At 39.8% G+C, this 24,737-nt stretch carries 29 protein-coding genes, 1 tRNA gene and 1 pseudogene; 15 read left to right on the plus strand and 16 right to left on the minus strand.

Translation table 11 applies throughout. From position 1 onward, the window contains the following. Positions 1–17: 17 nt before the first annotated feature. The 8 genes from V7O67_RS03565 to V7O67_RS03600 form a co-directional block, all read right to left on the minus strand. Complete coding sequence (locus tag V7O67_RS03565) at positions 18–1,733, minus strand: hypothetical protein (protein WP_406670887.1); 1,716 nt, start codon at positions 1,731–1,733, stop codon at positions 18–20. Positions 1,734–1,894: 161 nt separating this feature from the next. Continuing rightward, positions 1,895–2,548, minus strand: coding sequence for a cytochrome c biogenesis CcdA family protein (locus V7O67_RS03570; RefSeq protein WP_342306178.1), 654 nt, complete (start codon positions 2,546–2,548; stop codon positions 1,895–1,897). A gap of 17 nt (positions 2,549–2,565) precedes the next feature. Further along, positions 2,566–3,036, minus strand: a complete 471-nt coding sequence (locus V7O67_RS03575; RefSeq protein WP_342306177.1) for a thioredoxin family protein — start codon at positions 3,034–3,036, stop codon at positions 2,566–2,568. A gap of 103 nt (positions 3,037–3,139) precedes the next feature. Further along, positions 3,140–3,820, minus strand: a complete 681-nt coding sequence (locus V7O67_RS03580; RefSeq protein ID WP_406670889.1) for a 2,5-diamino-6-(ribosylamino)-4(3H)-pyrimidinone 5'-phosphate reductase — start codon at positions 3,818–3,820, stop codon at positions 3,140–3,142. A 58-nt stretch (positions 3,821–3,878) separates the two neighbouring features. Then, positions 3,879–4,568, minus strand: a complete 690-nt coding sequence (locus V7O67_RS03585) for a CBS domain-containing protein (protein WP_406670891.1) — start codon at positions 4,566–4,568, stop codon at positions 3,879–3,881. Then, a complete protein-coding gene (locus tag V7O67_RS03590; protein WP_406670893.1) occupies positions 4,529–4,732 on the minus strand; it encodes a CBS domain-containing protein in 204 nt (67 codons plus the stop codon). The genes V7O67_RS03585 and V7O67_RS03590 overlap by 40 nt, the downstream gene beginning before the upstream one ends. Before the next feature lie 11 nt (positions 4,733–4,743). After that, the gene (locus tag V7O67_RS03595) at positions 4,744–5,202 is read right to left on the minus strand and encodes a universal stress protein (protein ID WP_406670895.1); all 459 of its coding nucleotides are present in this window, start codon (positions 5,200–5,202) and stop codon (positions 4,744–4,746) included. 31 nt (positions 5,203–5,233) lie between these two features. Next, positions 5,234–6,370, minus strand: coding sequence for an amidohydrolase family protein (locus tag V7O67_RS03600; protein WP_406670897.1), 1,137 nt, complete (start codon positions 6,368–6,370; stop codon positions 5,234–5,236). Between the two features lie 181 nt (positions 6,371–6,551). Between V7O67_RS03600 and V7O67_RS03605 the strand changes: the two genes are divergently transcribed. From V7O67_RS03605 to V7O67_RS03620, 4 genes are all read left to right on the plus strand, one after another. Continuing rightward, entirely contained in the window at positions 6,552–7,421 is an 870-nt protein-coding gene (locus V7O67_RS03605) for an ATP-binding cassette domain-containing protein (RefSeq protein ID WP_406670899.1), read from the plus strand. Next, positions 7,418–8,143, plus strand: coding sequence for a hypothetical protein (locus tag V7O67_RS03610; RefSeq protein WP_406657509.1), 726 nt, complete (start codon positions 7,418–7,420; stop codon positions 8,141–8,143). The genes V7O67_RS03605 and V7O67_RS03610 overlap by 4 nt, the downstream gene beginning before the upstream one ends. Before the next feature lies 1 nt (position 8,144). Beyond that, positions 8,145–8,459 carry a hypothetical protein gene (locus V7O67_RS03615; protein WP_406670900.1) on the plus strand — a complete coding sequence of 105 codons (315 nt, stop codon included), beginning with the start codon at positions 8,145–8,147 and terminating at the stop codon, positions 8,457–8,459. Between the two features lie 139 nt (positions 8,460–8,598). Further along, the gene (locus V7O67_RS03620) at positions 8,599–9,255 is read left to right on the plus strand and encodes a TetR/AcrR family transcriptional regulator (RefSeq protein WP_406670902.1); all 657 of its coding nucleotides are present in this window, start codon (positions 8,599–8,601) and stop codon (positions 9,253–9,255) included. Between the two features lie 21 nt (positions 9,256–9,276). Here the strand turns inward: V7O67_RS03620 and V7O67_RS03625 are convergent, their stop codons facing one another. Beyond that, positions 9,277–9,867: a CTP--2,3-di-O-geranylgeranyl-sn-glycero-1-phosphate cytidyltransferase gene (locus V7O67_RS03625; RefSeq protein WP_342306168.1), complete on the minus strand. Its 591-nt coding sequence runs from the start codon at positions 9,865–9,867 to the stop codon at positions 9,277–9,279. Between the two features lie 346 nt (positions 9,868–10,213). Between V7O67_RS03625 and V7O67_RS03630 the strand changes: the two genes are divergently transcribed. From V7O67_RS03630 to V7O67_RS03640, 3 genes are all read left to right on the plus strand, one after another. Then, the gene (locus V7O67_RS03630; RefSeq protein WP_342306167.1) at positions 10,214–10,645 is read left to right on the plus strand and encodes a flavodoxin family protein; all 432 of its coding nucleotides are present in this window, start codon (positions 10,214–10,216) and stop codon (positions 10,643–10,645) included. A gap of 2 nt (positions 10,646–10,647) precedes the next feature. Beyond that, positions 10,648–10,776, plus strand: a complete 129-nt coding sequence (locus V7O67_RS03635) for a hypothetical protein (RefSeq protein ID WP_406670904.1) — start codon at positions 10,648–10,650, stop codon at positions 10,774–10,776. Positions 10,777–11,090: 314 nt separating this feature from the next. Next, positions 11,091–11,624, plus strand: coding sequence for a J domain-containing protein (locus V7O67_RS03640; protein ID WP_342306166.1), 534 nt, complete (start codon positions 11,091–11,093; stop codon positions 11,622–11,624). A 158-nt stretch (positions 11,625–11,782) separates the two neighbouring features. Here V7O67_RS03640 and V7O67_RS03645 read toward each other — a convergent pair whose 3' ends face one another. Then, positions 11,783–12,526, minus strand: a complete 744-nt coding sequence (locus tag V7O67_RS03645) for a hypothetical protein (protein ID WP_342306165.1) — start codon at positions 12,524–12,526, stop codon at positions 11,783–11,785. A gap of 27 nt (positions 12,527–12,553) precedes the next feature. Beyond that, positions 12,554–13,768, minus strand: a complete 1,215-nt coding sequence (locus tag V7O67_RS03650; protein ID WP_342306164.1) for a tetratricopeptide repeat protein — start codon at positions 13,766–13,768, stop codon at positions 12,554–12,556. A 269-nt stretch (positions 13,769–14,037) separates the two neighbouring features. Between V7O67_RS03650 and V7O67_RS03655 the strand changes: the two genes are divergently transcribed. Then, positions 14,038–14,108: transfer RNA gene (locus tag V7O67_RS03655), tRNA-Gly, on the plus strand. Positions 14,109–14,235: 127 nt separating this feature from the next. On the opposite strand, the gene V7O67_RS03660 is transcribed toward V7O67_RS03655, so the two are convergent. Beyond that, a complete protein-coding gene (locus V7O67_RS03660; RefSeq protein ID WP_406670906.1) occupies positions 14,236–15,441 on the minus strand; it encodes an MFS transporter in 1,206 nt (401 codons plus the stop codon). Between the two features lie 35 nt (positions 15,442–15,476). Continuing rightward, a complete protein-coding gene (locus V7O67_RS03665; protein WP_342306162.1) occupies positions 15,477–15,914 on the minus strand; it encodes a MarR family transcriptional regulator in 438 nt (145 codons plus the stop codon). 857 nt (positions 15,915–16,771) lie between these two features. Here V7O67_RS03665 and V7O67_RS03670 point away from each other — a divergent pair. The 4 genes and pseudogenes from V7O67_RS03670 (at position 16,772) to V7O67_RS03685 (ending at position 19,767) form a co-directional block, all read left to right on the plus strand. After that, complete coding sequence (locus V7O67_RS03670) at positions 16,772–17,272, plus strand: fasciclin domain-containing protein (protein WP_342306161.1); 501 nt, start codon at positions 16,772–16,774, stop codon at positions 17,270–17,272. A 424-nt stretch (positions 17,273–17,696) separates the two neighbouring features. Next, positions 17,697–18,718 (plus strand): annotated as a pseudogene (locus tag V7O67_RS03675) (IS630 family transposase). Positions 18,719–18,873: 155 nt separating this feature from the next. Further along, the gene (locus tag V7O67_RS03680; protein ID WP_342306160.1) at positions 18,874–19,005 is read left to right on the plus strand and encodes a hypothetical protein; all 132 of its coding nucleotides are present in this window, start codon (positions 18,874–18,876) and stop codon (positions 19,003–19,005) included. A 246-nt stretch (positions 19,006–19,251) separates the two neighbouring features. After that, positions 19,252–19,767, plus strand: coding sequence for a gamma carbonic anhydrase family protein (locus V7O67_RS03685; RefSeq protein ID WP_342306159.1), 516 nt, complete (start codon positions 19,252–19,254; stop codon positions 19,765–19,767). 29 nt (positions 19,768–19,796) lie between these two features. On the opposite strand, the gene V7O67_RS03690 is transcribed toward V7O67_RS03685, so the two are convergent. Then, a complete protein-coding gene (locus tag V7O67_RS03690) occupies positions 19,797–20,174 on the minus strand; it encodes a hypothetical protein (RefSeq protein ID WP_342306158.1) in 378 nt (125 codons plus the stop codon). 193 nt (positions 20,175–20,367) lie between these two features. Between V7O67_RS03690 and V7O67_RS03695 the strand changes: the two genes are divergently transcribed. Then, complete coding sequence (locus V7O67_RS03695) at positions 20,368–21,168, plus strand: CBS domain-containing protein (protein ID WP_342306157.1); 801 nt, start codon at positions 20,368–20,370, stop codon at positions 21,166–21,168. 181 nt (positions 21,169–21,349) lie between these two features. Here V7O67_RS03695 and V7O67_RS03700 read toward each other — a convergent pair whose 3' ends face one another. Further along, complete coding sequence (locus V7O67_RS03700; RefSeq protein WP_342306156.1) at positions 21,350–21,535, minus strand: hypothetical protein; 186 nt, start codon at positions 21,533–21,535, stop codon at positions 21,350–21,352. A gap of 232 nt (positions 21,536–21,767) precedes the next feature. Here V7O67_RS03700 and V7O67_RS03705 point away from each other — a divergent pair, with 232 nt between their 5' ends. Beyond that, positions 21,768–22,760 (plus strand): ATP-binding protein, encoded by a 993-nt coding sequence (locus V7O67_RS03705; protein ID WP_342306155.1) that lies wholly within the window; start codon positions 21,768–21,770, stop codon positions 22,758–22,760. A 358-nt stretch (positions 22,761–23,118) separates the two neighbouring features. Here the strand turns inward: V7O67_RS03705 and V7O67_RS03710 are convergent, their stop codons facing one another. Then, a complete protein-coding gene (locus V7O67_RS03710; protein WP_342306154.1) occupies positions 23,119–23,991 on the minus strand; it encodes a PrsW family intramembrane metalloprotease in 873 nt (290 codons plus the stop codon). Between the two features lie 245 nt (positions 23,992–24,236). Between V7O67_RS03710 and V7O67_RS03715 the strand changes: the two genes are divergently transcribed. Further along, positions 24,237–24,698 carry a DUF5788 family protein gene (locus V7O67_RS03715; protein WP_342306153.1) on the plus strand — a complete coding sequence of 154 codons (462 nt, stop codon included), beginning with the start codon at positions 24,237–24,239 and terminating at the stop codon, positions 24,696–24,698. Positions 24,699–24,737 lie beyond the last annotated feature (39 nt).

The raw sequence follows: 24,737 nt of genomic DNA on the forward strand, positions 1-24,737 counted from the left end.
TCTGCTTTATATTAATATTACAGTTTCTTTTTCCCGACTGCGATATACAAACAGGTTATCAGGGCAATAAAAGCTATGAGTCCTGAAAATCCTGGTGATTCTTCTTCCTGTGCTGCCTGTGGAACATTTGCATTTTCTGCAGCAGCCTGGAAATCCTTGCTTCTTCCAATGGTGTATGAACCTGTATCCGGGGCTCTGTCATAAAGTGTACGGGCATCCTCATCCGGATTCAATTGTACTATTCCGGTTTCAAAATTCCTAATCTTAGCTCCGTAGTTGACGAGGGCTGTTTCAGCATGTAAGTTCATATTCCCATCATCGTTACCCAGAAATACTGATGGAATACTCAGGTACATTTTGTTTCCTTGCATGGTGATCAGGTGGGTTACTTCCTTTACTTCGAATTTTCCGGCAAACGTTCCAATCATACTGGCAGACAGCTTTCCATTTTGCAGACTATAGATCAATGAATAGTCTTCTGTGTTATCCTGATCCATGTCAAAGAAAATGTTTGTGATCGCACCATCATCTAGGTTCAGACTGCTATAAGTGACAGTTATCAGCATGTTATTTTCATCGAATCCTGTTTCTATGGAAACGATCTCATCTCCGTCATGCCCGAACCCTGTGGAATCAGATTCAGAGTCTGTGAATGTCATCCTGTCATTTCCATAACTGAGCAATGCTTTAATGGATCCGTCCGAAGTATCAATGGCTCCATTACCGTTGTCAGGTAAGCTGTCAATGTCTCCTCCAAGGGAATCCTGTAATGTGAAGGAATCAACGGTGATGTACATATTTCCGTCATCATTACCAAGTAACGTAAGTGGTATTCCAAGGTAAACCGTATTTCCTGATACTTTGAAAGTACCATCATTATAGGGGACTCCAAGAGACCTCGTCGTTGTATCTGAATATCCCAGTTTCGCCAATTCAGAATCTGTATTTATCATTTTGATGGCTGCGTCTGTACCTGTCAGGCTTCCTGCTGCGTACTCTATTCTGTAATCCACTCCAAATGTCGGTGGTGCCTGTTCCGTATTTGTGAAACCTGTGGCAAGCTGTTGGTCAATATCAATGTTCACCCAGCCGGTGATATCATCTCCATATGAAAAGGAGCTTGGCTCAACATTATTGGCATAGGTTATTACAAGGTTCAACATCCCATTTCCGACGGTTGCATCAATATTTTCTATATCTGCAGCACCGCCGTCTCCAACTCTGTCAAAGATGCGTGCATTGCTTGAAGCAGTTTGCTGTATTTTGACACCACCTGTGCTGGTGTCAATTACTCCATAATCAGGTGCCCTGTCAAAATCAAGAGCTTTTACCATCTGGTCATGGACTGCAACAAAAACATCGGCATTTCCGTCATCATTGCCAAGCATCCAGAAGGGCAGTGTGATGTATATAGTATTGCTCTGTGCCTGAAGTGTGCCTGAGTCTACCATGTCATCATTAAGTGTCGTGGTTATCATGGGGTCAGAGTAGATTATGCTCATATAACTGAACTGATATACATAATCAGCACCATTTTCAGCGTACCCTGTCAGAATGTTCTGGTCTGTGTCAATGAAAACAGCTCCATAAAAACTATAATCTGCAATATCCTCTGTACATGTTATGATTATATTGAGATTGTTTCCATTATTTAAAACATCCAGTGAACTTATGTCAGGGGAGTAAAAATCTCCTGTCGTATCCGGGATGGCAGCCAACGATGTAGTTATCATACAAGTATAAATTATAACAATAATTCCAGTTAATATCACTTTTCTAAATTTCACAGTACCACCAACAAATTCTTTATGTCAATTCATCTTAATTGACTTTAATAAAAACAATAGTTGGTTGATATTTAATCCTTATGAAATTATTAGTTGTATTTACTGCATCATACGTAGCCAACAATGTGGTTAGTGTAGACCATCCATAGTCCAACAACTATTAGTATTATTCCTGCCACTTTTTTAAGTTCAATGTCATATTCTGATAGTTTGCCAAGCATGTTACCGGACAGTTTTGCTGAATAAGCAATGATGGTCATTGGGACAGCAAAGCCCATGGAATATGTGAAAAGAAGGGTAATGCCGTATAATACATCACTTTCAAGCGCGACTAATGTGAGTATGGAAGCAAGGATCGGTCCTACACATGGGATCCATACAATTCCAAGAGAAATACCTATTGCAAGCCCGCCAAACAGTCCTTTTCCTTCAGCGTGGATCTTTCCGGTGTATTGTGAAAGGAACGCGAGCGTGTCCTTTTCCATTAGCATTGAAAGTCCCATGAAGATTATTATGAGTTCGGCCAGTATTCTGAGCTCATTGAGATGGGGCAATAAGTATTCTCCAAAGGCAGAAGCAGCAATGCCCATGGTCGTGAATGATATTGTAAGCCCTGCGATGATTGCAAGGGGCCTAAGCTTGCTTTCTCCTGTAGAGTAAGCGAGAACGATCGGAAGTAATGGAAGCACACATGGTGAGAGCACACTCACGATTCCTGCAAAAAAAGCGGCGATAGGTGTGAGTGAAGTAGCTTCCAGCATTTTGTTGTACCTGATAGTTACTGCCTGTATTCGATTGCTGCATCAAGTACACTTTTTAGTGTTTTCTTGGTGGTCAGGCCTATAAATCTTGCTCTATTTCTATCTGTAGTTGTCTGTCCGTTTACTCCCATGTAGATGTAACCGTTATCACTTCTTTCAGCGATGACAAACGAGTCAGGAATGGAGTATATATTGAAACTAGCTGCAATAGCTCCGGTTTCTTTTGTATTTATATACATAACGGTAGCTGTGCCTTCATAGTCATTTGCGATGTCTGCAATAATGGGTTTCAATGCAATACATGCGGGGCAGATGTCCGAACCAATTTCTACCAGAACCGGGCCTTCAGCGAGTGCATCGTTCAATTGTTGGATATTGGTTACAGTAATAATTGCACTATCTTCTGCAGCTTTATTGTCTCCTACGAGTCCTACAACGATAAAAAGTACTGCGATGATCGCTACTGCAGGCAGGATTATTTTATTCATGGTATCTCATTTGTTCGTCTAATATAAAACGATATTGTTTTGTGTTTGTGTATTATGTTGGGACATGCATACAAAACCATGTGTCAAAAATTTAATTGATTTGTTATTTTTGAAGAACTTTCCACTTAAGCAAGATTCCGTCTTCTATTTTTTCAGCATCCATTAGCTCAAGTTTCAAAAGCTCTTTTTCCGGGAATCCCACTCCGTCAACAAAAGTAGGAGAGTTTTTCCCTCCGATTATCAAGTTTCCTACGAAGGTATATATCTCGTCAACAAGGCCACTGGAAATCATTCCCCAGTTAAGTGTTGCACCACCTTCTACCATTAACTGTTTGATACCTTGCTCCCTAAGTTTTTGCATGGCTTCAGGAAGATGTACTTTCTTCTTTCCGGCTACAATTATATCGGCTTTTTCTTTAAGTTCAGCTATTTTTTTAAGAGAGGCTGATTCCGAAACTATTATGATTCGCTTTCCTTTTCCCTTTGTGAAAATATCCGCATCAATGGGTGTTCTGGCATTGCTATCTACAATAATTCTCACAGGATTCTCATCAAGGCCTGCTTTTATCCTTTTATCCTGAAGTTCGGGAGACTTCACAGTCAGACTGGGATCATCAGCAAGTATGGTCCCGATTCCTACCATTATAGCATCGGAACCAGCCCGCAGAGAATCCATCCTGTCAAAATCAATATTACCGGATATGCGTACCTGTATTCTTTCCTTTGTGGATATCTTTCCATCTGCAGACATTGCAGAATTAATGAATACAAAAGGTTTTCCCATAATAACCACTTTGAGCAAAAAAGAATTGTGGGTAATCAATACCCGAAAAAATTGTATTTTAATTCAAATTTGCAATAGCCTGTATGATATTACGATCACGTAGAAGTCCAAGGAATTTTTGGTTTGCATTAACTATAGGAATCTGGTCTATACGGTTACGCTTCATTTTAAGCGCACACTCGCTGACACCTGAAATATAAGCAGCTTTTACAAGATCACTTACCATTATGTCTTTTGCAGGAATGTCAGGAACCTTCACTCTTGAAACACTGTAGTAGATACTCATTGTGTCTCTCATTGACTCCCATGTCCATTCATCATCGTCCGCACCATTGGACATATCGGCCACCTCTACAGAGTCCTCAATAACGCTTGCACTGATGACATCACGATCAGTGATTATACCGACTACCTCAAGATCACTATCAATTACAGGTACTGCTTTGGATTTTGCAAGTTCCATCACCCTTGCTACAACATTCAGAGGAGTGTTTGTCCATACAGGCACTGACATCGGATTCATATATTGGCCCACATGGTCCGGAATGTTCATCTCAGCAAGAACCGCAACAATATCAGCCACAGACATTATACCAAGGAGTTTTCCATTTTCAACGACAGGCAGCCTTCTAATATTATTCTCAAGAAGTATTTTAGCTGCTACTGTTATGTCTACGTTGGGATCAATAGTTAACGGATTACGTGTCATCAACAAAGCCAACTGTTCCTCTTCAGGATTTCTAAGCAAATTTGCCCTGCTGACAATCCCACAATCTTTCCATCTTTTAATACAGGTACTCCTGATACTTTTTTATCTTTCAGAAGAGTATGGACTTCGTCCCTTGAGCCTGGAAGAGTTGCATATGCAACGTTTGTCTTCATTATCTCTGAGACTTTGATGTTTTTTGGCATGTTTAAACTCCCTACTTTTCCTCATCGGAGTCGCCCCGTACTACAAGTACAGGTACTTTGGAGTTTCTGATGACGTTTTCGGCGACACTTCCAAGTAAAAAGTGATCAAGTCCTCTCTTTCCAAGAGTTCCCATCACAATAAGATCTATGTTGTTATTGTCAGCAAATTCAATGATCTCATGACTCGGGTTGCCTTCAAGGGTCACCGTTTCAAAAGTAATACCAACATCTTCTGCCATTTTTTGAACAGATTCGGTTGCAACACTTGCTTCCTTTTCCAAAAGCTCGTACATCATTTCCCATCCTGCATCCATTGGTATTGAAGCAAAAGCAGCGGTATCAACAACGTATCCTGCATACAATTTAGCCCCACACGTTTTCGCAAGTTCCAATGCATGCTGGACTGCTTTTTCGTTTTGCTCAGATCCATCTGTTGCAATAAAAATTTTCTTGTAGAGATCGCTCTTCATAATCCCTCACCTATTATGTAATATACGGATGTTAAATAATTACAGATAGTATATCGTCAGGTCTCCCTCTTCGAACGATGCTGTTGATAGGGTTTTTTATTCCTGCAAGATTACTTGAATTCCCATTAAGGATCATCACTTTAGCGTTGTTCCTTTCTATAATAGGACCTGTATTTTCAAGTCCTAATACTGCTGCTCCCATAAGCGTACACATAATAAATACTTGTCTGTCCTCGAATCCAAAGACTTTTGACAGTATCTCCATCTCGGAAAACATACTTACAGAGTTGAGCATCACATTGTCGGTTCCGACTGCGACTTTAATTCCCATATCCAGCATTTTTACAATAGGTGCCATCCCTACTCCGGTTATAAAGTTCGATCTTGGACAAACTACAATAGGTATGTCCATATCAGCAACTTCCTGAAGGTCTTTTTGGGTTGCCTGGGTCATATGTATCAGAATATCCGGGTCAAGAGATAATGCTTTGTTTATGTCACTTCGACTGCTTTCGCCTGCATGTACTGCAAAGGTTTTGTCCATTTTTAGAGAATACTGCCTTGCAGTTTTCAGGATTTCCATGTCTATGTCATTCGTACCACTCATACCAAATCCGTCTGCTTTGTCAAGCAGCTCTTCCAACTCCCTTGATATGTTTTTTTCTCCGACATTGTTCGCTGGTCTTCCAAATATCCTGGCAAGTACGTCTGATGATTCCAGTGCTTCTTTTAGTGCAAGCACTCCTTTTGTGCCACTTTCCCTGAAATCCGCAAATGCATATGTGCCGGTGTCGTTCATGTCCTGGATGGAGTTCATCATTGCATCCACAATTTTCCAGTGTGGTGTCGTATTTAATATCCGGTGTTTCAGTCCGTGTGGTGGTTGAACCAGCTGGCTAAGGTCTCTTTCGACATAATGTCCATGCAAATTTCCAAGCACAGGGTCTTTACAGACCGAATCTCCAATGTGAGTATGAGCGTTAACAAAACAGGGCGCAATGATATTTCCGGAATCATTCTTTTTTTCGTGAACTTCCTTGACGATGCCATCCTCTATTACGATATAACCTTCGATGACCTCTGCTTCAGGCCCGTATATTATTTTACCGTGTATCGTCTGTTCGCATGACATGGCTACTTCTTTATGGACTTTATTGTTTATAAGCATTTTAAAAATGATTTGGCTATTGGGGATGCGATAGTCCTAGCTATTGCAATTTTTAAAGTCCTCAGTAAATTCGGTTATGTTTGATATTTTCATGCAAAACCATAAATACAAAAAGTTAATTATTTCTAATCAACAGACCGACGGTCGGTCTGTAATCATCAACCTGTCAAGGAGCAATCCAATGATTACCGTCAAAAACCTGGCTTACACTTATCCCGGTGCAGAAAATGAAACCCTGCATGGTCTTGACTTTAATATCGCAAAGGGAGAAATCTTTGGTTTTCTGGGACCATCAGGAGCCGGGAAATCCACCACACAGAATATAATCATCGGACTACTCAGGGAGTACAATGGTAGCATCATGGTAATGGACCGTGAAGTCAGCAAATGGGGACAGGACTACTACGAGCATGTAGGTGTTTCTTTTGAGCTGCCGAATCACTATCTCAAACTGACTGCGCTGGAGAACCTGGAGTACTTCCGCTCACTTTATGAAGGCGAGACCCTTGAGCCTTCCGAAGTGCTGGAATGGGTGGGGCTTGAGAAAGATGCCGACAAGAAAGTATCCGATTTCAGCAAGGGAATGAAAGTTCGCCTGAACGTTGCCCGCAGCCTTATTCACAAACCTGAGATTCTTTTCCTGGACGAGCCCACGGCCGGTCTTGATCCTGTCAATGCACGTAGGATCAAGGATATGGTGCTGGAGCTGCGCAGTCGAGGTACGACCGTCTTTATAACCACACATGATATGATGGTTGCCGATGAGCTTTGTGACAGGGTCGCTTTCATCACATCAGGGAATATCAGTATAATCGACTCACCTGCATCCCTTAAAAAGCAATATGGAAAACGTAATGTCCGGGTGGAATATTTCGACGGTCTGGCTACACAAAAAATCCAGTGCAAGGAATTTCCACTTGACGGCCTTGGTGATAACAATGAGTTCGCAAACTTGCTAAAATCTGCTGGCCATGTCGAGAGTATTCACACCCAGGAAACCACTCTTGAGAACATCTTCATCCAGGTAACAGGAGAGGAGCTGCACAAATGAGCCGCCTGGTTTCAACCCTGAAAAACGATGTAACCGTACAGCTACGCAACAAGCTCTACACAATCGGAATCATCGCAGGGATACTCGTTGCAATCGCAATATCACAGGTTGTAAGCCCGGAGCATCTTTCCTCAGTCATACCGGCCCTCATGTTAATGGTTGCAGGCGGCTCCACACTGCTCTATGTTGCAGGACTGATAATTTTTGAAAAAGACGAAGGCACTCTAAATGCAATAATCGTCTCACCCCTGAGAACATCCGAATATCTCACTTCAAAAGTAATCAGCCTCACAGCACTGGAAACTCTCGAATCCATCGTAATGATAGCCGGGGCAATGTTCATCATAAGCTTCTCGGGTGCAGTAATATTTCCGGACATTCCCATCCTCCTTATCGGTATCATCGCAATCGGAGTGATTTATACACTGATAGGCATCATCCTCATAGTTCGCTTTGACAGGATCACCGACTTTCTCATACCAATGTCGGTAGTCGCAGTATTGCTTCAACTACCGTTCCTGTATTTTCTTGGATGGGTAGTCCACCCTGCATTTCTCGCAATCCCCACGAGCGCACCTGCAATGATCATGCAGGGAGCATACGTTCAACTCACTTCATTAGAGTGGGCATATGCCATAGTTTACACATCCCTACAGATAGTTCTCTTTTTCATCTGGGCTTCCCGTGCATTTAACAGATACATCGTCATGGGGATGAAATAAAATGCAGGTCACAAAATTAGTACACAGACTTGGACGTAATGATGTGAAGCTCATTGGTAGGGACCGTTTTCTGCTGTTTATGTTCCTTTTCGCTGCGATAATTGCATCTGTGCTGCATTTTGGTCTTCCGTGGATGAACATCTATCTGGCTGAAACCGGTTTGCTTCCGATGAAAGGCATTGCTGCAAGCCTCACTGTTCTATATCCAATGCTTGTGGCTTTCTTTGCACTTTTTGATGGAACACTGCTTGTGGGTGCTGTCTTTGGTTTTGTTTCCCCCGTACTGGATAAGCAAAGCCTACTGGATGGCTTATGAAGGCAACGGCTTATGGTGGATAGTATTAATCATCGGTGTCATCTTAGAGTTTGCTTTGATTATGGTGCTGATCAGACGTTTCAATAGGGCTGCATATCGCTAGATTAATAATCTCTTTACCCCTGAAAAAGAACAGAATATGGAACTCAAAGACAGAATTATCAACTCGGCTCATGAGTTATTTTCCGAGAAAGGATATGACAAAACAACAGTTGAGGACATCATCAAAAGAGCGGATAGTTCCAAAGGTGGTTTTTATCACCACTTCAAGTCAAAAGAAGATGTCATTGAAGCGATTACCCTGAATTATTTCCAGGAATTTCTGGAGTACTACGATGAGATACTCAAAAATGATGTCTCAGTGATAGACGCAATAAACGAAGTCCTTCTCAAGATTACCCAATACAAGGTTAATCAGGTCAAAGACTGGCCTGAGCTAAGCAGGATATATTCATTCAGTGGTAATCACATCATCATCAAGAAAATTGCAGACCAGTTCGAAGAGCTGACCACAGACCTCTATGCACAACTAATCCGGAGAGGAAATGAGGAAGGGACATTCAACGTCCCATATCCGAAGATCCTGGCAGGCCTGTGGACAAGAGAACTTATGAGAGTTCTTGACCAGTCCAGGGAAAGCATATTCTCAGATGAAGATGTCATTCCTTTGGAATATGAAGAGCTGCTGGATTTCAGCGAAAAACTGTTCAATGACACGCTTGGTTTAAAAAATACTGAAATTCGAATTAAAGATCCAGCTCTGGATTATGTGAGAAGTGTCAGGAAACAACTCTGAAACAGCTACCTGCCTTTTCTTCTACAGGTGGACATAAGTTGAGATTATCAAAAGTAATTCGGCAACAAAACCTGAAAATACGGGGATTGCAAGATTATCATCTATTTTTTCAAAGCCTGTTTCTGCAAGGGTGGCAACAAGCGCCATGGCAATTGCGATACTCCAGTTTGAAAGAAAAACATAGCCTATAATAAGGTCCACTAGGAACTCGGAAACACATCCTTCCAGGGATTTTTCACCCCTGAATATCCTTGTCCTGCCAAATTTCTTACCAATAAGTGCTGCGCTCATGTCTCCGAAAGTGGCCATCAGGATAGCAGCATAGGCAACGTTCTCACTGAAGACGGAGACTGCAACTATGGCAGCAAGGGTGAAATAAACATGTCCTGCTATTGATGTTTCCTCTTTCCGGCGTAACAGATAATGTATGAAAGGTAATTTGAAGCCATGGTCCAGTCTCATGTGTTCGATGAGGAGTATAAGAATGAGGTAGACGGTCATGAAATACAGGACTATCTGTTTTCCGAAAAAGGCATAGACAATCACGATAGCGACCGATGCCAGATGGAGTCCCTTGCGTAATATCTCATCAAGAAGTGAACTGGGTGGCATGCGTTCCTATTTTATTTTTTCATATATAAAAGAGTTCAACGTTATGAGGATAAACGAGTAGTTGTGCCATAAAAATCCAAATCAAAATAGGATAGCTGTGTTTTTCACAATATTTTGAGATGGTCACTCCATTATACCAACACCAATTCTTGTATACTGCAGTAATTATTAAGTATGTTTAGCTACACTTCCTATCTGGAAGTATAAGATTAATTCCCAGCCTTAAAAATAGTGGGCAAATATCTATCAAGGGAGCTAAAAAATGAAAGTAATAGGAATATCATGATCGCCCATCCCAAACAGTAATACCGACAGAGCATTGAGGGCAGCACTTGAAGAAACGGGTATGGATGTCGAATTTATCAAACTTAGCAAGCATAATGTCAAACCATGTTTGGCATGCATGAAATGCGTTGACAAGAACGTATGTGTTATCGGTGATGATGGTAATACTATCGCAGAGGAAGTAAAAGAGGCAGATGCACTTATTGTTGCAGCCTATACTCCTTACTCATCCATTGATGCTAGGACAAAGACTATTCTTGAGCGTCTTTATTGCCTGAGACACAAGCATGGTTACATGCAGGGTAAACCCGAAGGAATTATTGCAACATCTGCAGTGCCATGTATGCCTGAAGCACCACCGGTTGCAGAGGGTGTGGCCAATTCTGTTGCTGCATACATGGAGGAGGAAGGTATGCAGATCGTGGGCGATGCCAAGATACTGGGAAATGCGCCATGTGTAAACTCGCAGATGATTGTGAGCTTAGTGGTGTAAAAATGCTCTTCGGGCCTGAAGCAACAGTGGATTCCGTAGGAATTAACAACTTTGAGGATCAGGAAATTCCATTGGAAGCCGCAAAACAACTCGGCAGGAATATAGCTGAATCCTTGAACTCAAAGAAGTAATTTCCGGAATCAATAAAACCGTGGCTGAAATCACGGTTTTGATTTCATTCAGATGATAAGGCATGAGGATATCAACACTTTACTACCCCAACCACATCCCTCCATCCAACCACTCCAATTTGATATCCTCGTGCGATTTTCTCCATTACATATATATCTTTTCAATAATTTCAGCCGCAATGCAATTTATTACTATTTTTGACGTGTGGCTGTGTTCTAGTGACTACAACCGGGAATAAGTATTCCGGAATATGCATGGATATATAAGGGAGGATGAACTAGTGGAGACTCCAAAACGAAAATGAGTGAATAAAATGCTTAAAATAAAAGGACATGAAATTGGTTCAGTGCTTGTTAAGGGTGCCAGTAACAGAAGAGCCATACAATTTCAGAATAATATTATTACGGTTTTAAGAAAGATCGGTGTTAACGAAAATGACATTGATATCCCTCTTGAGCGCATGGCAATGAAAAAAGCGAAAGCTTCTGCAACCTGGTGGATATCAGATCATCGCATGCATTACAGCCATAGTATGCAAAAGAATTATGTAGAGAATCTCTATGTCCTATCCAAGGTAATTGAGCTCGAAGCAAGCCGGGTTCTTTCAGAGGAAAACACAATATCCGAGTTTATTTCAGAGTTCAAAGAGGATAAAGATGTTTTCAATAAACGCCTGGATGCACGAGAATTCTTTGGCTGCGACCACGATGAGACTGATTTTACAGTCATCAATGAAAAGTATAAGATGCTGTCAAAAGAGTTGCACCCCGACAAACCAACCGGGGATCTTGAGAAATTCAAGCAGTTAAATGTCGCACACAAGATATTGAAGAGAGAATTGACATAATCTCTCTTCAGACCCAGACATCAATACTCAAGTTTGACAATTTCAATAACTTCATGTAATATTCTATTTTCTTCCGTTTTTGCCTTTCAATCCTGCAATACAATGATTTTCACAATAGAAAAAAGAAAAGAATGCCGTTTATGTGAGCATTTACATGTTCAAACGGAGTCCTGATTGAAATAGTCAGGAGTTGTTGAGACTGAATTTACTATTACTTCTGAATTATTCCTGATGACGTATTCGCTCATCCCTACATCACTGTCAGGATTTCCCCAGTCGTATGTATATCCCAGTCTGCTCCATGGATATTCATTGTAGGTGCTGCTGTTAAGGGAATTGAACCAATCGACATGTTCCTGTGAGACGTTCTCATTAAAATCAAGTTGAGTTTGTGTATCTGTGATCTCAGGGTCAGGACTTGGTCTGAAAAGGTCATCCGGCTTTACCCACATTTCCACAAAATACTCATTCCCATCATCAAGAGGAAGGCCGATGAGCTGCTCCAGTCTGAGTGTTAGCTCATCATCCTGAATGTCATTTTGCTCAACGAAGCCTTTCAATTCAGGAATGACCATCACCCATGTGTCTCCCCACCATGTGAGCACGTTTGAATCGACGGGGTAACTCTCAGGATACTTGGTCCATGTGACAACAAGAACATATTTTTCACCAGAGTCTTCCATCCATTGAAGTTCAGTATTTGATTCGGTTATCGGAGTAAGTTCTCTGTATATCTCATCATCTTCGGCCACCATTGCATCTTCTATTGCAGCCCTGTACATTTGTTCAAGGTCTGTCACTTGAGCAGGAGATGAACCTGAATGCTCATCAAGAACAAATCCTGCAGATACTATGGCGACTAAAGATATGGATAATACTAACAATAAATTACCGTTTTTCATTTTTTGCCTTTAACTTATCCTTTTAGCTTAAGTACGAAGTTCTTCTGCTTTATCATAGCATTCATTTGCTTCATCAGTTCTGCCAAGTTCGCTAAGCGTATCTCCTTTTCCTTCCCATGCATCTGCAAATTCCGGTTCGAGCTCTATTGCTTTATTGTAGCATTCAATTGCTTCATCATATCTGCCAAGTTCGTTAAGCACATCTCCATTTGCATCCCATACGCCTGAAAATTCTGGATAGATTTCTAGTGCTTTATCATAACACTCTATGGCTTCGTCATATCTGCCAAGTTTGTCAAGTGCATACCCTTTTACTCCCCATGAATAGGCATATTCCGGTTCGAGCTCTATTGCTTTATCATAGCATTCAATTGCTTCATCATATCTGTCAAGTTTGTAAAGCGCATACCCTTTTCCTTCCCATGCATAAACATCTTCCTGATTGAGTTCTATTGCTTTATCGTAGCATTCTATTGCCTCGTCGTATCTCTCAAGTTCAGTGAGAGTATACCCTTTTGATTCCCATGCATAGGCACTTTCAGGGTTGATATCTACTGCTTTATCGTAACACTGGATTGCTTCGTCATATCTGCCAAGTTCACTAAGTGCATACCCTTTCCCTTCCCATGCGCTTGCAAATTTAGGATTGATCTCCGTTACCTTCTCACAGCATTCGAGTGTTTCGTTGTTCATTCCAAGATATGCGTAGCATATTCCTTTGTTATACCATGCTTCAAGGTTATCCGGGTCGGAACTTATCGTTTTGTTGGAATATTCAATTGATTTTTCAAAGTAATCCATTGACTCGTTATACCTGTCATGATAGTACAGTACGCATCCTTTTCCAGACCATGCCTCATCAAATTCCGGATCGATCTCTATTGATTTGTTATAGCATACGTCTGCTTCATCATATTCATTAAGTTGGAGAAGAGAATCACCCTTGTTAACCCATGCTTCACTATTCTGGGGGTCTATCTCTATAATCTCATTGTAACATTCTATTGCTTCATCATACCTGCTAAGTGCATTGAGGGATTCTCCTTTGTAGTTCAATGCATAGGTGTAGTATGGGTTGTCCATCTGTATGTTATCAACAGATGCAATTGCTTCAGCATACATGCTTGCTTTGTAAAGTTCGCCTGTGTTGGGAACCTGTGTATCCTCTTCGGTGCCGATACATCCCGCAGAAAAACCTGCTATCAATAAAATGATTAAAATAAATGTTGTTGTTAATTTCATAGTGTATCTCCTATTCTACTATCCTGGTATTTTGTTTTGCAGAAATCGATATCATATTTCTATGTACATAACTAATATATTACTATTTATTATATGTCCTGGCCGAAATTTCTTATTCATCTGCCAGTGGACAATTCTGCAAAATCTACAGCAATGCTCAGTGAATCGGAGCAATGTCTTTAGTAAATATTAAAAAAAGATTGCAGGCTCCCATCACCACAAAATCTATAATCTCGAACGTAATATTACAGATTACAATTTTTTGATGTGCGGCTGTGGTTTAGTGGTATGACCGTGGCTTCCCAAGCCATGAACCCGGGTTCGAGTCCCGGCAGCCGCATCTGTATTTTGTGGGATATCAGAATTGGGTAAAAAGCATACATGGTTGAGTAGATGCATTACCCAAATATCTGTCAAATATCCTGAAGCAAGTATATCTCGAATTTCAGTATAAATTCTTATTCAGGCTACCTATCATCTAAAGGTTCAGGGGAGACTGAATACGGCAATGATGTTTTTCTATTTTTTACATGCACATCAGATGTTTTTTCAAAAATAGCCTTCATTAAATACGTTGTCAGAGCAATGAGCAACCCCAGGAAACCTGATATCATAAAAACCGTGTCAATGTTAAAATTTAATAGGACTATACCAAACACTATGGGGGAAAGACTCTGGCCAGTGTACTTCATGGTGTTGTGTATGGATAATACCCCACCTCTTGATTCTGAAGAGGATATCTGAATTATCTGTGCATCAATTGTGGTTTGGGCAAGCCCATAACCAGCTCCAAACAGCAACATTAAAAGAAGAACTATGACAATTGAATTCGCAAATGAAATAGATAGTATTGCCAGTCCGACAAGTGCAAAACCAGTGGCAATCACTTGTATCATCGAATGTTTAGTGACCAGGACCTTTACGCGGGATGCCATTAGAATAACAGCTAGTCCCTGGAATGCCAATACAAGTCCTGCTTGCTTTGCCGTATAACCAAATACAGCCTTAAGCATAAAGGGCATGTAGATAATCACTGAAAATAATAGGAAGAAAATAGCAAAGCTCAGGAATACCGTATATAGTATTCGCAAATCCTTGAGTGCTGGAAGCACATTAAATATACCTTTATGGCTGCCATTTTCCTTCTGAACCTTTGTTTCCGGAAGGAAAAATATTACAAGAAAAGCGAATGGCAGTGAAAGTGCATAGAAAAGGAACGGATAGTTCCATCCCAAAATTGCTAGTCCTCCACCTATGAGGGGGGCAGATACCGCTCCAATGGCAAAAGCCATACTAACCCTGCTCATTGCATGTACACTTTCATGGCCTTTGTACACATCCCCAATGACCAGCATAGTCAAAGACATCATTCCTGCCACGCCAATACCCTGTATGAACCTCATGACAAGAAGTGATTGTAGGTCTGAGACAAAATAACTTACAAGTCCCATCAGGCCATAGATGACAAGACATGGGACCAGTATACTTTTACGGTTCACACGGTCAATGAAATGTCCAATAACCAGTGTGAAAATAGCTGTTGAGATAGTGTAGACCGATATCAACAGTCCGATTTCATGAGATGTTGTATTCAGAGGTGTCACCATCTCTGGCAACACTGGTGCTAAAATAGCACTTCCTGCCATTGCAAAAAAGGCAGTAATACAAAGCATTAGAAGATGAGTATTTTTAAATTGCATGATCTTACCTATTTATCCTGCATTCTTTGGGATACGTTTTTAAACATCATTTCAAGTGAGTTCATGATATCTTTTCTTTGACTGTAATCAAAACCGGATAAGAGAATGTCCTCCCACTCCGAAGCTATCTTTTTCATTTCAGGTTCCAGTTTTTTCCCTTTCTCGCTAAGAAAGATCCTGTATGATCGCCTGTCTTCCTCATCAACCTGCCTGAAAACATAGCCTTCATCAACAAGCTTCTTAAGAGCCCTTGTAGTAGTGGCCTTATCCATCTTCAGATAGTTTGAAAGATATTCCTGATTGACACCATCCTCGTGATACAATCGCATAAGAAAAGAAAACTGTCCACTTCCAAGACTATATGGCTCCATTTTTTTTTCAATATAGATTTGTCCATACCTGTGAAGATATGAGATAAACTTCCCAATGAATTCATTCTCGCACATTTGTACACCTTTTTTTGCAAACGTTGATCCAGTCCATTTTATTATCTCACTATATTATCCACCCAATTAGTTGCAGACGCAACTATTATAGCTTGTAATGCACCTAATGGATATATAGTTGCTGACGCAACTAATCGCTCGCAGAATTTGTTATCTATATTATATCAGTTCCAGCGGTACGCCCTGAAACATTTTATGTAATTCAACAAAAGAAACTTTCAGTTCCAATCTTCTCTTACATTAACATTCAGAGTGAATGGCTAATCTGCTTCGTGGGTTTTCAAGCCATGAATCCGGGTTCGAGTCCCGGCAGTAGCATGGGATTTCCTTTGCTTTTTTCTTCAAATAAGTCAAAGCACTCCTATGCTTCGCCCCTATTTCTCTTGCCTTTCAGGAGTTAGATTTAGAATGAGTTCATAGGCAGTTTTCTCATTGATGAACTCTTGAGTTTTTTTCACATCAAGAGCCTGTTCATCAATATTGTTTGCTTCCTTTCCAATATAGATACCAGAATCAGCCTGAACATGCTTCCTCTCAAGTACCTCTGTTTCCCTATCAAATTTGGATTCTGGATGATTAAATTATGGATGAATTTTCTCAATTAACATTTTAATCTATTTTTATTAGAATTGTATGAAAATTTATAACAAACCAGTATTTTTGTGTGTAAACTTACTTTCAAACACATGATATAATAATTGAGCTTCTGCAATGCTTTTTTGCATCGAAGTATACTGAAAAAAATAAACCATCACAAAAGAATACAGAATCTATATATTCTATAGAAAAGCATCATTATTTGTTCATAAAAAAAACACAATTGAACTCAATATAAAAAATTTAGAGGAGTGGAGTAAATGAAATTATACAAAATAATAGTGGCTTTGCTTGTTGCAACAACTGTTCTTTTATCAGGCTGTGCAGAGCAACCCCAAGCAGAAGAAATGGATATTGTAGAGACCGCGGTAGCTGCTGGTTCATTTAATACTCTTGTGACTGCACTTCAGGCAACAGGACTTGATGAAACCTTAAGTGGTGAAGGACCATTTACAGTATTTGCACCAACTGATGAAGCATTTGATGCATTACCCGAAGGTACTCTTGATTCATTGTTGCAAGATGAGGAGGCACTTACAGCCATACTTACCTATCATGTAGTTGCAGGGGAAGCAATGTCAACAGATCTGTCAGATATGATGGCTCTTGAAACGGTACAGGGTGAAGAGGTTATCGTGCACATAACCGACGGGAATGTAATGGTTGGCGATGCAAACGTAGTGCAGGCAGATATTGAAACCAGTAATGGAGTCATCCATGTAATAGATATGGTTATATTGCCACCGTCTACGAATAATTAATAAGTCTCCATCTCTTTTTTTTATTTTTTAGTAACTATTCAGCCTGGCACGATTTGCCTATTGGTACTGATTTCATCGAAATAGAGATGTCTGCTCACTAACAACCTAAGAATCAAAAAAGCAATCAATGGCAACAATCAAAATTAATGATCCTAATAAAATGTAGGTCTCAACTTTTTGTCAAGATTGCTATTGATAGTGTTTTTATCAGGCTGAATAGTTACCATTTTTTATTTATAAAAATACTGGCGTCTTCTTTTTCGCCAGGTTATTCAAGCTCAAGTTTCCTCTTTGGTTAATCAACATCCTTTCTACATCTATGGTCTTTATCTCGCATAGCATTCAGAGTTAATAGATTCAGCACTATTTTTCATATATAGTTATTAACCAAACTATTAATACTAATTGAGTATAACAATACTGTATGGCTAAACCCAAACAAATTCCGATAAAGCATCATCTTTCATCAGAAGAATTGCTTAAACATATTAAGTCATTAGAGAAAGACACACGAGTTCTACAACGTTTATATTTTGTTAAACATCGTTATGAAGGAGCTTCTGTTAATGAAGCAGCTAAACTTGTAGGGATATCAAAACCCGTTGCATATCAATGGCAAGAGCGGTGGAATCAAGACGGATATGAAGGATTAAAGCCTAGGTTTTCAGGAGGATGTCCTTCCAAACTCACTGATGATCAAAAAGAAAAACTAAGGGACATGTTACATGAAAGAGATGATTGGTCTACAAAAGAAGTTCAGGAACTCATTTATAATGAATTTAAGGTTCAATACACCATTAAGCAAATACTAGTGATCTTGAAGAAGTTTGGCATGCATCATGCCAAACCATATGCGCATGATTATCGAAGACCACAAAATGCAGAAGATTGTTTAAAAAAAACTTACCGTTAATCGATGATGATTGCGTTATCGGATTTCTTGATGAATCATCTCCCCAAACAACATCAAATACGGTTCGTTTATGGTCTTTCAATAAACCTGCCATCTTCAAAAACACAACCAGGATAAAAGCAAACTCCTTCGGTTTTTATGCATTGAATGGTAATTCTGTTATTGATTTCAAAGAACATTCAACCAAGGAGGATGTATGTTCGTTTTTATCAGCTGTTAAAAACAATAACATGGGAGAGAGAATCGTAATTATTCTCGACAATTTTAGATCACATCGAGCAAAATATACAGTGGAATTTGCACAGGCAAATGATATTGAATTGGTCTATTTACCTCCATATTCACCCGACTTGAATCCAATCGAATTCATCTGGAAAAGTGTCAAAAGAATTATTTCTCGCAATTTTGTGAAAGATCTGGATCATATGAAAAATCTGATTGCTGAGGCGTTTATTGATTGTTCATCAAAGATTAGCTTCGCAAGAAAATGGATTGAGACATTTCTGGATGATAAGTTAAAAATGTTAAGTTAGTAACTATAAATGCAAAGTACCTTCGTAGAAACCTATTTTCTTCCATTCTGAATAAGAATACTAATTGTCCAGCAAGAATTCGAAAAACTTGCCATTCTCAACAGCCGCATAGTTCTTTTAGAAACATGACATAATTGTATAGAGAGGAGAATACCATGGTAAGATATTGTAAAATATGCGGAGCAAAAAGTGGCAGATGCAATCATCTGGTAATTGATTTTGGTGAAAGGGAAGAGAATACGGATGAAAAAAAGGATGAAGCTAAAAAATCAGATGGTCAAAGCTAATTTCATTACGAATATTTCTTCTTCATTTGTAACTATTCAGCCTGGCACGATTTGCCTATTGATACTGATTTCATCGAAATAGAGATGTCTGCTCACTAACAATCTAACAATCAAAAAAGCAATCAATAGCAACAATCAAAATAAATGATCCTAATGAAATTTACGTTTCAACTTTTTGTCAAGATTGTTATTGATAGCGTTTTTATCAGGCTGAATAGTTACCTTCATTTAAACAAAAGTGATTCTATGTTAATAAAATTCAAATCCACAACTCCTACAATCTCTCCAACTGCTTTTGTAGCCGACAACGCAACGGTAATCGGTAATGTAACCATATCAGACGATTCCAGTGTCTGGTTCAATGCGGTCATTCGGGGTGATTCTGACATGATAAGCATTGGGAAGAGAACAAGCATACAGGACAATGTTGTCATTCACACGGATGCGCCGCAGAAGGTTGAGATTGGGGACGATGTCACGGTCGGTCATGGGGCTGTGCTGCATGGGTGCAGGATATCTAACAACGTGCTAATCGGGATGAACACCACGGTGCTGAATGGTGTTGAGATAGGGGAGAACTGTATCATCGGGGCTAATGCACTTGTGCCACCAGGAAAAAAGATACCTGCGGGAAGTCTGGTTGTAGGTGTACCGGGGAAGGTGCAGAGACAGCTTACAGAAGGTGACATCGCTCATATAACTGAGAATGCGGCGGAATATGTCGGATTGCTCAAAGAATACAAAAAGATGCAGGATAAGTGACCTTTCCTGCTGAGATGCTTATGGCAAAGTCAGATGATGGTTAATACGTATGCGATAATTCCGATTGCAAACAAAGCTGTGAATATCATGATCGTCTTTTTTCTCAGCTCTCTCTCTTTTTGTGTAAGAGGTCTTAATTCGTGCTCATGTTTCTTTTCCAGGTTCGATCCGATGAAAGTACCAATGACCAGACCAACCATATATCCTGCAAAGATACTCCCAAGTGCAATGGCAATGGGAATTCCTATTACAATACCGATTGCAAGTCCCCGTCCCATATAATGACCTCTGGGGTACTTTCCGGTATTCTTGTACTCTTCTCTTTTGAGTTTGAATGCGAATAGTGACATCACAAGTCCTGCAATGAGTAACACAAGGATGATGATCATAACAAAATTAAATGCCATGTGTCTGCTTTTGTGTCCTTTTACTTAATAGTTTACGGACAGGGGGATTTTATCCGTTCCTTACGTAACTGGCGGGATTTACAAATACTAGTGATGTGTAATATAAAGTGGAATACATAATATCCTGTTTTTTCATTGGGGTGAAGATACAGGAACAAGCCGTTTTCAGGCTCATCTTAAAAGGAGTGAAACAATGATAGTTGGGGACATAATGACTACAAATCTGGTATGTATAAAAGAAAATGATCTGATGACACATGCCAGAAAACTATTGCGTGAGAATTTCCTTCATGGTCTTCCTGTGCTGGATGATAAAAGCACTGTAGTAGGGATGCTGGATGATCAGGACATTCTGCGTCTGCACTCAAACAAATCTGAAGTAACAGTTGGTGGTTATGCACGTGAGTTCCCATTGATACTTCCTGATATGGAACTACGGGACGTGGCAAAAGCGCTTGTTGATGCACAGCAACACCGTGCTCCGGTACTAAGATCATCAACGGACAAAACAATTGCAGGCATAGTGAGCGATACGAACCTCCTGAATCAGGTCCGTCTCACAAAACTCCCACCAAAAGAGGTAGGGGAAATTATGAACAAAAAGGTAAAGACCGCATATCCTGATGACAGTATTTCCAAGATATGGGGCAATATGCTGGAATGGGATTATACGGGCATACCTGTGATATCCCACAATGACGAGGTCATGGGGATGATATCCAGGAGCGATATCATAAAAGCTGGATTTGCCAGAACAGGTAACCGTTCAAATGATTTTCACGATAGCGGATCAGGAGACGCTCCTAAAGTGGAAAAACTGATGTCGACCCCACTTTATTCGATTAGTTCCAGTACAACGGTATCCAAAGCCATCGAAACCCTCCTTCACTATGATGTTGGTCGTATATGTGTCACTGAAGACAAGAAACTCATAGGTATTGTGGACAGGTTCTCTCTTCTGAAAGAATGCCTTGTAAGTAGGGTTTTTCCATAACAAATGGAAGCCCCTTTTTTTAATTATTTTGCAGTCGTTCTTCTCTGGTAATTGTGCTTAAACCTTACTGTTCATTTCGTAGGAAATCATGTATTTGTTGCCATAATATGCGAAAAAGAACAATGCAGTGAGCAGAAACATCGATCCTATCAACATTGAGACGTATTTCATATCTTTCACGTTACTGCTGTTGTAGTAAAAGTGACCGCTGAGGATGGATGGAAGTGATATCAAAAAGTACGATAGTGGCTGTGACAAAAGTTGCAATTCCAAGTACTTTAAGCATTTCCTTCTGGATATATTTGTTAGTAAGTATTGAAACGTCAATGTCCCATTTTAATTCATTTTTCGTATCTATATCCGTCAACAACCATTAAGTGAGTTGAATGTATCTTAGTAGTCAAACCGTATGCTAATATAGTAAAACTCTATAAAATGATTATTACTTTATGATTAAAGTTGCTGATCAATTAATACACATTTTACTAAAGGACTAAACTTCAGACACCCAATCAATTTTAAATACAAGGGATATATGTTACTAAATATTATATTAACAATGTATTAATTAGTCTACTTTTAGTAAAAAATGTGATCTTATGAGCGAAATAAGAATGGTTCAATATAGAAAAAGCACAGCTCAAAGAGAATTTATTTTTCTGGTTGGTGTTGGGCTGGCAGTTCTTTTCGTTGCCAGTTTATTTGATATTTTTGAATTTACAATCCTTTTTATTGAGCAGCATGAGAACTGGGAGCTTGATGAACTCTTCATTATCGGAATATATTTGTCCGTAGCTCTCTCCATTTTCTCAGCTAGAAGATGGTCTGAAGCACAAGCGGAAATTAAGCAAAGAAAGATTCTTGAAAGGGAATTGATGATTGCAAAGGATGAAGCTGAACGGTCTGATCAATCCAAGAGTGAATTCCTTGTGAATATGAGTCATGAAATAAGGACACTTCTAAATGCCATAATTGGATTTTCAGACTTACTTCTGGAAGAGACGTTTGGTAAGCTTAATGATAAACAAAACAAGTATGCTAAACATATACTAAACAGTGGGTCTCATCTCCTTGAACTGATCAACCAAATACTTGATCTTGCGAAAATAGAGGCCGGAAAAATGGAGCTCGTTCTGGAAGACTTCATTGTGGTAGAAATAGGAAATGAAGTCAAAACTATTTTGGAAACGCTTGCACATAAGAAAGGTGTCGAACTGGTATTTAACGTCTCAGACAATAATACTATTATAACTGCTGATAAATTAAAGATCAAGCAGGCTATTTTTAATCTGGTAAGCAATGCGATTAAATTCACTCCTGAAAAAGGATTTGTAAATGTTAATCTTGAAATACAGGGTGGAAAGTTATATTTCAGTGTGAAGGATTCTGGTATTGGAATGGACAAGGATGACCTTAAAGCAATTTTTGACCCATTCATTCAGGTTAAATCATCGAATAATGCACAGTATAATGGTACAGGTCTTGGTTTGTCTATTACTGAAAAAATCATTAAATTGCATGATGGGCGTATCTGGGCTGAAAGTGTAGTGGATGAAGGTTCAATTTTTGTATTTGACATTCCCCTTCAATGAATTTAACTTAACATATCATTGATATGCTTTCAATATTAGTATGTCATTAAATAATTTCATGCCTTTAAAATTTAATCAAGGTTTAATTTAAATACTGACTAATCGTAAATATTATTAAGGGTTGGAGAGTGGCTCATAAAAGGAATGTTTCGGAAAGAAATGCCTTTATATAATGGTGGATGTAGAGGTGTTTCTTTTTAGAACATCATTCCTTTTTCTGGAAGTGTGCAATAGCAAGATTATCGCCGTTCCAAAGTAAAACCTGAGCATGCAGGAATTGCGATTTGTAATCTGTTTTTTCAATGCTGATTTCAATAAATGTGGCTGGGCTATATTTGTAGCCCATAAATAATTTCAATTATTTCCAGCATGAAGCTTCAGGTATTCCCTGTCTCAGTCTATCTAACTGAAGTTTCTTTGCTTCGTTGTATCTTCTCCATAGAAGGAAAAAACCAATAACTGCCACAATTACCTGACCCATGAATACATTTACCACTGACTGCGGGAATATGGCTAACACTTCAGGCAGGCCGTTCCATAGTCCATGGAGTGCCGCTACTGTCAGATATGCACCGATGACTTTGTAATTGATGTGGAACATTCGTGGTCCGCTTTCCCTGAACATCACACTAACAAGGATAGCTGTCCATGTACCGTGTCCTATGGGTGCGATAACTCCTCTTATCAGGGTTATAAGAACTGTCTGGGAGAGGCTGCCGCCGCTTGCCAGAAAGGCCGTGAAGGCGTAACCGGTGCTTTCAAGCGCTGCAAAGCCCATACCAGAGGCAGCACCAAGGATAAGTCCATCCATTTCAGAATCATGGAGGCAGCGTTTGGCAATTATAAGAACGCCTAATATCTTGGCAAACTCTTCTATCAGTCCGACCTCAAAAGAATAGAGTAATTCATGTTGTGACAGGAATATCGGTTCCAGTGTAGCTGCAGCCAGAACTCCCAGAAGTCCGCCGTAAAAGAATGCCCATGCCGTTGTTGGCATGTCAAGTTTGCTCAAGTGTCTTCTCTGGTAGAAAAAGGCTACATATGTGATAGGTACAAGAAAGTTGCCAAGCATGACCACCGTGGGGAATATGTTTGTATTGCGGGTTGCTGCAAGTGCGAACACTCCGAATACGTAAAGGAGTAACCCGCCTGAGAATACTTTAAGCCAGGATAAATTTCGCTCGTTTCTTGTTTCTTCGTAGATAGCCTGTTCTTCCATTATGGTTACCATTTAAGAATGCTTCTTTTTTTGGCTTACAGAGCGGGTGTGGTCAATATTTTCTCCGCCAAAGCCTCCTGACTGCATCTCTGCTTCAATCCATACTTTTCAGTATTATTGTTTAACTTCTGTAATAATAACAAAGTTAATCATTATTAAAGCATGCTTGATCTCACTTCATTCGATTTTTTAATATAGGGTATGTTCTCATATTGAATCCGATATAATTGTTCTTAATTTGCATGGAGTTATCACAGATGCGAGAATCAGCTAAGGATTATATGATCACTGAGCGGGAAAGAAAACAGCTTCTTGCAGCATTACATGTCCGGCTTTTCTGGGTGGGCGAGGAAGTACCCTATTCAGTCGAGATAAAAGGACGTAAGTGTAAGTTGCATGATCTTGTCTGGAATCTCTTAAACAAGGATACGCTATCAACTGAAGACACAAAGCATATTGATATGTACATTTCTTACCTCAGAGAAAAGGAAAAAGAGGATGAACTGGAGTTAGCTACAAAGAAACTCTCACACAAGGAGGCAAAGACTCTTTTTGATGAGACTGCCGGGCTACTGCGGGCAATAATGGACCTGAGGGGGATTGAAGACGGAACTACAAAGGAGAAAGAAAAGGAGTTTCATGACATATTTTCCAGGGAACGTGTGGTCGAAGCTCGCAAATGGCTTCAATTCCTGAAGGATAATGGGGACTTACAATAGGATATGCGGTGTGGTCAGGGACCTTGAGAGGACCTGATT

The sequence above is a fragment of the Methanolobus sp. ZRKC4 genome, from assembly GCF_045291305.1.
GTDB lineage: Archaea > Halobacteriota > Methanosarcinia > Methanosarcinales > Methanosarcinaceae > Methanolobus.

Excerpts from the sequence above, each read along its gene's own strand:
- V7O67_RS03565 (WP_406670887.1), bottom strand. The coding sequence starts at position 1,733 with ATGATAACTACATCGTTGGCTGCCATCCCGGATACGACAGGAGATTTT.
- V7O67_RS03570 (WP_342306178.1), bottom strand. The coding sequence starts at position 2,548 with ATGCTGGAAGCTACTTCACTCACACCTATCGCCGCTTTTTTTGCAGGA.
- V7O67_RS03575 (WP_342306177.1), bottom strand. The coding sequence starts at position 3,036 with ATGAATAAAATAATCCTGCCTGCAGTAGCGATCATCGCAGTACTTTTT.
- V7O67_RS03580 (WP_406670889.1), bottom strand. The coding sequence starts at position 3,820 with ATGGGAAAACCTTTTGTATTCATTAATTCTGCAATGTCTGCAGATGGA.
- V7O67_RS03590 (WP_406670893.1), bottom strand. The coding sequence starts at position 4,732 with ATGCCAAAAAACATCAAAGTCTCAGAGATAATGAAGACAAACGTTGCA.
- V7O67_RS03595 (WP_406670895.1), bottom strand. The coding sequence starts at position 5,202 with ATGAAGAGCGATCTCTACAAGAAAATTTTTATTGCAACAGATGGATCT.
- V7O67_RS03600 (WP_406670897.1), bottom strand. The coding sequence starts at position 6,370 with ATGCTTATAAACAATAAAGTCCATAAAGAAGTAGCCATGTCATGCGAA.
- V7O67_RS03605 (WP_406670899.1), top strand. The coding sequence starts at position 6,552 with ATGATTACCGTCAAAAACCTGGCTTACACTTATCCCGGTGCAGAAAAT.
- V7O67_RS03610 (WP_406657509.1), top strand. The coding sequence starts at position 7,418 with ATGAGCCGCCTGGTTTCAACCCTGAAAAACGATGTAACCGTACAGCTA.
- V7O67_RS03615 (WP_406670900.1), top strand. The coding sequence starts at position 8,145 with ATGCAGGTCACAAAATTAGTACACAGACTTGGACGTAATGATGTGAAG.
- V7O67_RS03620 (WP_406670902.1), top strand. The coding sequence starts at position 8,599 with ATGGAACTCAAAGACAGAATTATCAACTCGGCTCATGAGTTATTTTCC.
- V7O67_RS03625 (WP_342306168.1), bottom strand. The coding sequence starts at position 9,867 with ATGCCACCCAGTTCACTTCTTGATGAGATATTACGCAAGGGACTCCAT.
- V7O67_RS03630 (WP_342306167.1), top strand. The coding sequence starts at position 10,214 with ATGGATGTCGAATTTATCAAACTTAGCAAGCATAATGTCAAACCATGT.
- V7O67_RS03635 (WP_406670904.1), top strand. The coding sequence starts at position 10,648 with ATGCTCTTCGGGCCTGAAGCAACAGTGGATTCCGTAGGAATTAACAAC.
- V7O67_RS03640 (WP_342306166.1), top strand. The coding sequence starts at position 11,091 with ATGCTTAAAATAAAAGGACATGAAATTGGTTCAGTGCTTGTTAAGGGT.
- V7O67_RS03645 (WP_342306165.1), bottom strand. The coding sequence starts at position 12,526 with ATGAAAAACGGTAATTTATTGTTAGTATTATCCATATCTTTAGTCGCC.
- V7O67_RS03650 (WP_342306164.1), bottom strand. The coding sequence starts at position 13,768 with ATGAAATTAACAACAACATTTATTTTAATCATTTTATTGATAGCAGGT.
- V7O67_RS03660 (WP_406670906.1), bottom strand. The coding sequence starts at position 15,441 with ATGCTTTGTATTACTGCCTTTTTTGCAATGGCAGGAAGTGCTATTTTA.
- V7O67_RS03665 (WP_342306162.1), bottom strand. The coding sequence starts at position 15,914 with ATGTGCGAGAATGAATTCATTGGGAAGTTTATCTCATATCTTCACAGG.
- V7O67_RS03670 (WP_342306161.1), top strand. The coding sequence starts at position 16,772 with ATGAAATTATACAAAATAATAGTGGCTTTGCTTGTTGCAACAACTGTT.
- V7O67_RS03680 (WP_342306160.1), top strand. The coding sequence starts at position 18,874 with ATGGTAAGATATTGTAAAATATGCGGAGCAAAAAGTGGCAGATGCAAT.
- V7O67_RS03685 (WP_342306159.1), top strand. The coding sequence starts at position 19,252 with ATGTTAATAAAATTCAAATCCACAACTCCTACAATCTCTCCAACTGCT.
- V7O67_RS03690 (WP_342306158.1), bottom strand. The coding sequence starts at position 20,174 with ATGGCATTTAATTTTGTTATGATCATCATCCTTGTGTTACTCATTGCA.
- V7O67_RS03695 (WP_342306157.1), top strand. The coding sequence starts at position 20,368 with ATGATAGTTGGGGACATAATGACTACAAATCTGGTATGTATAAAAGAA.
- V7O67_RS03705 (WP_342306155.1), top strand. The coding sequence starts at position 21,768 with ATGAGCGAAATAAGAATGGTTCAATATAGAAAAAGCACAGCTCAAAGA.
- V7O67_RS03710 (WP_342306154.1), bottom strand. The coding sequence starts at position 23,991 with ATGGTAACCATAATGGAAGAACAGGCTATCTACGAAGAAACAAGAAAC.
- V7O67_RS03715 (WP_342306153.1), top strand. The coding sequence starts at position 24,237 with ATGCGAGAATCAGCTAAGGATTATATGATCACTGAGCGGGAAAGAAAA.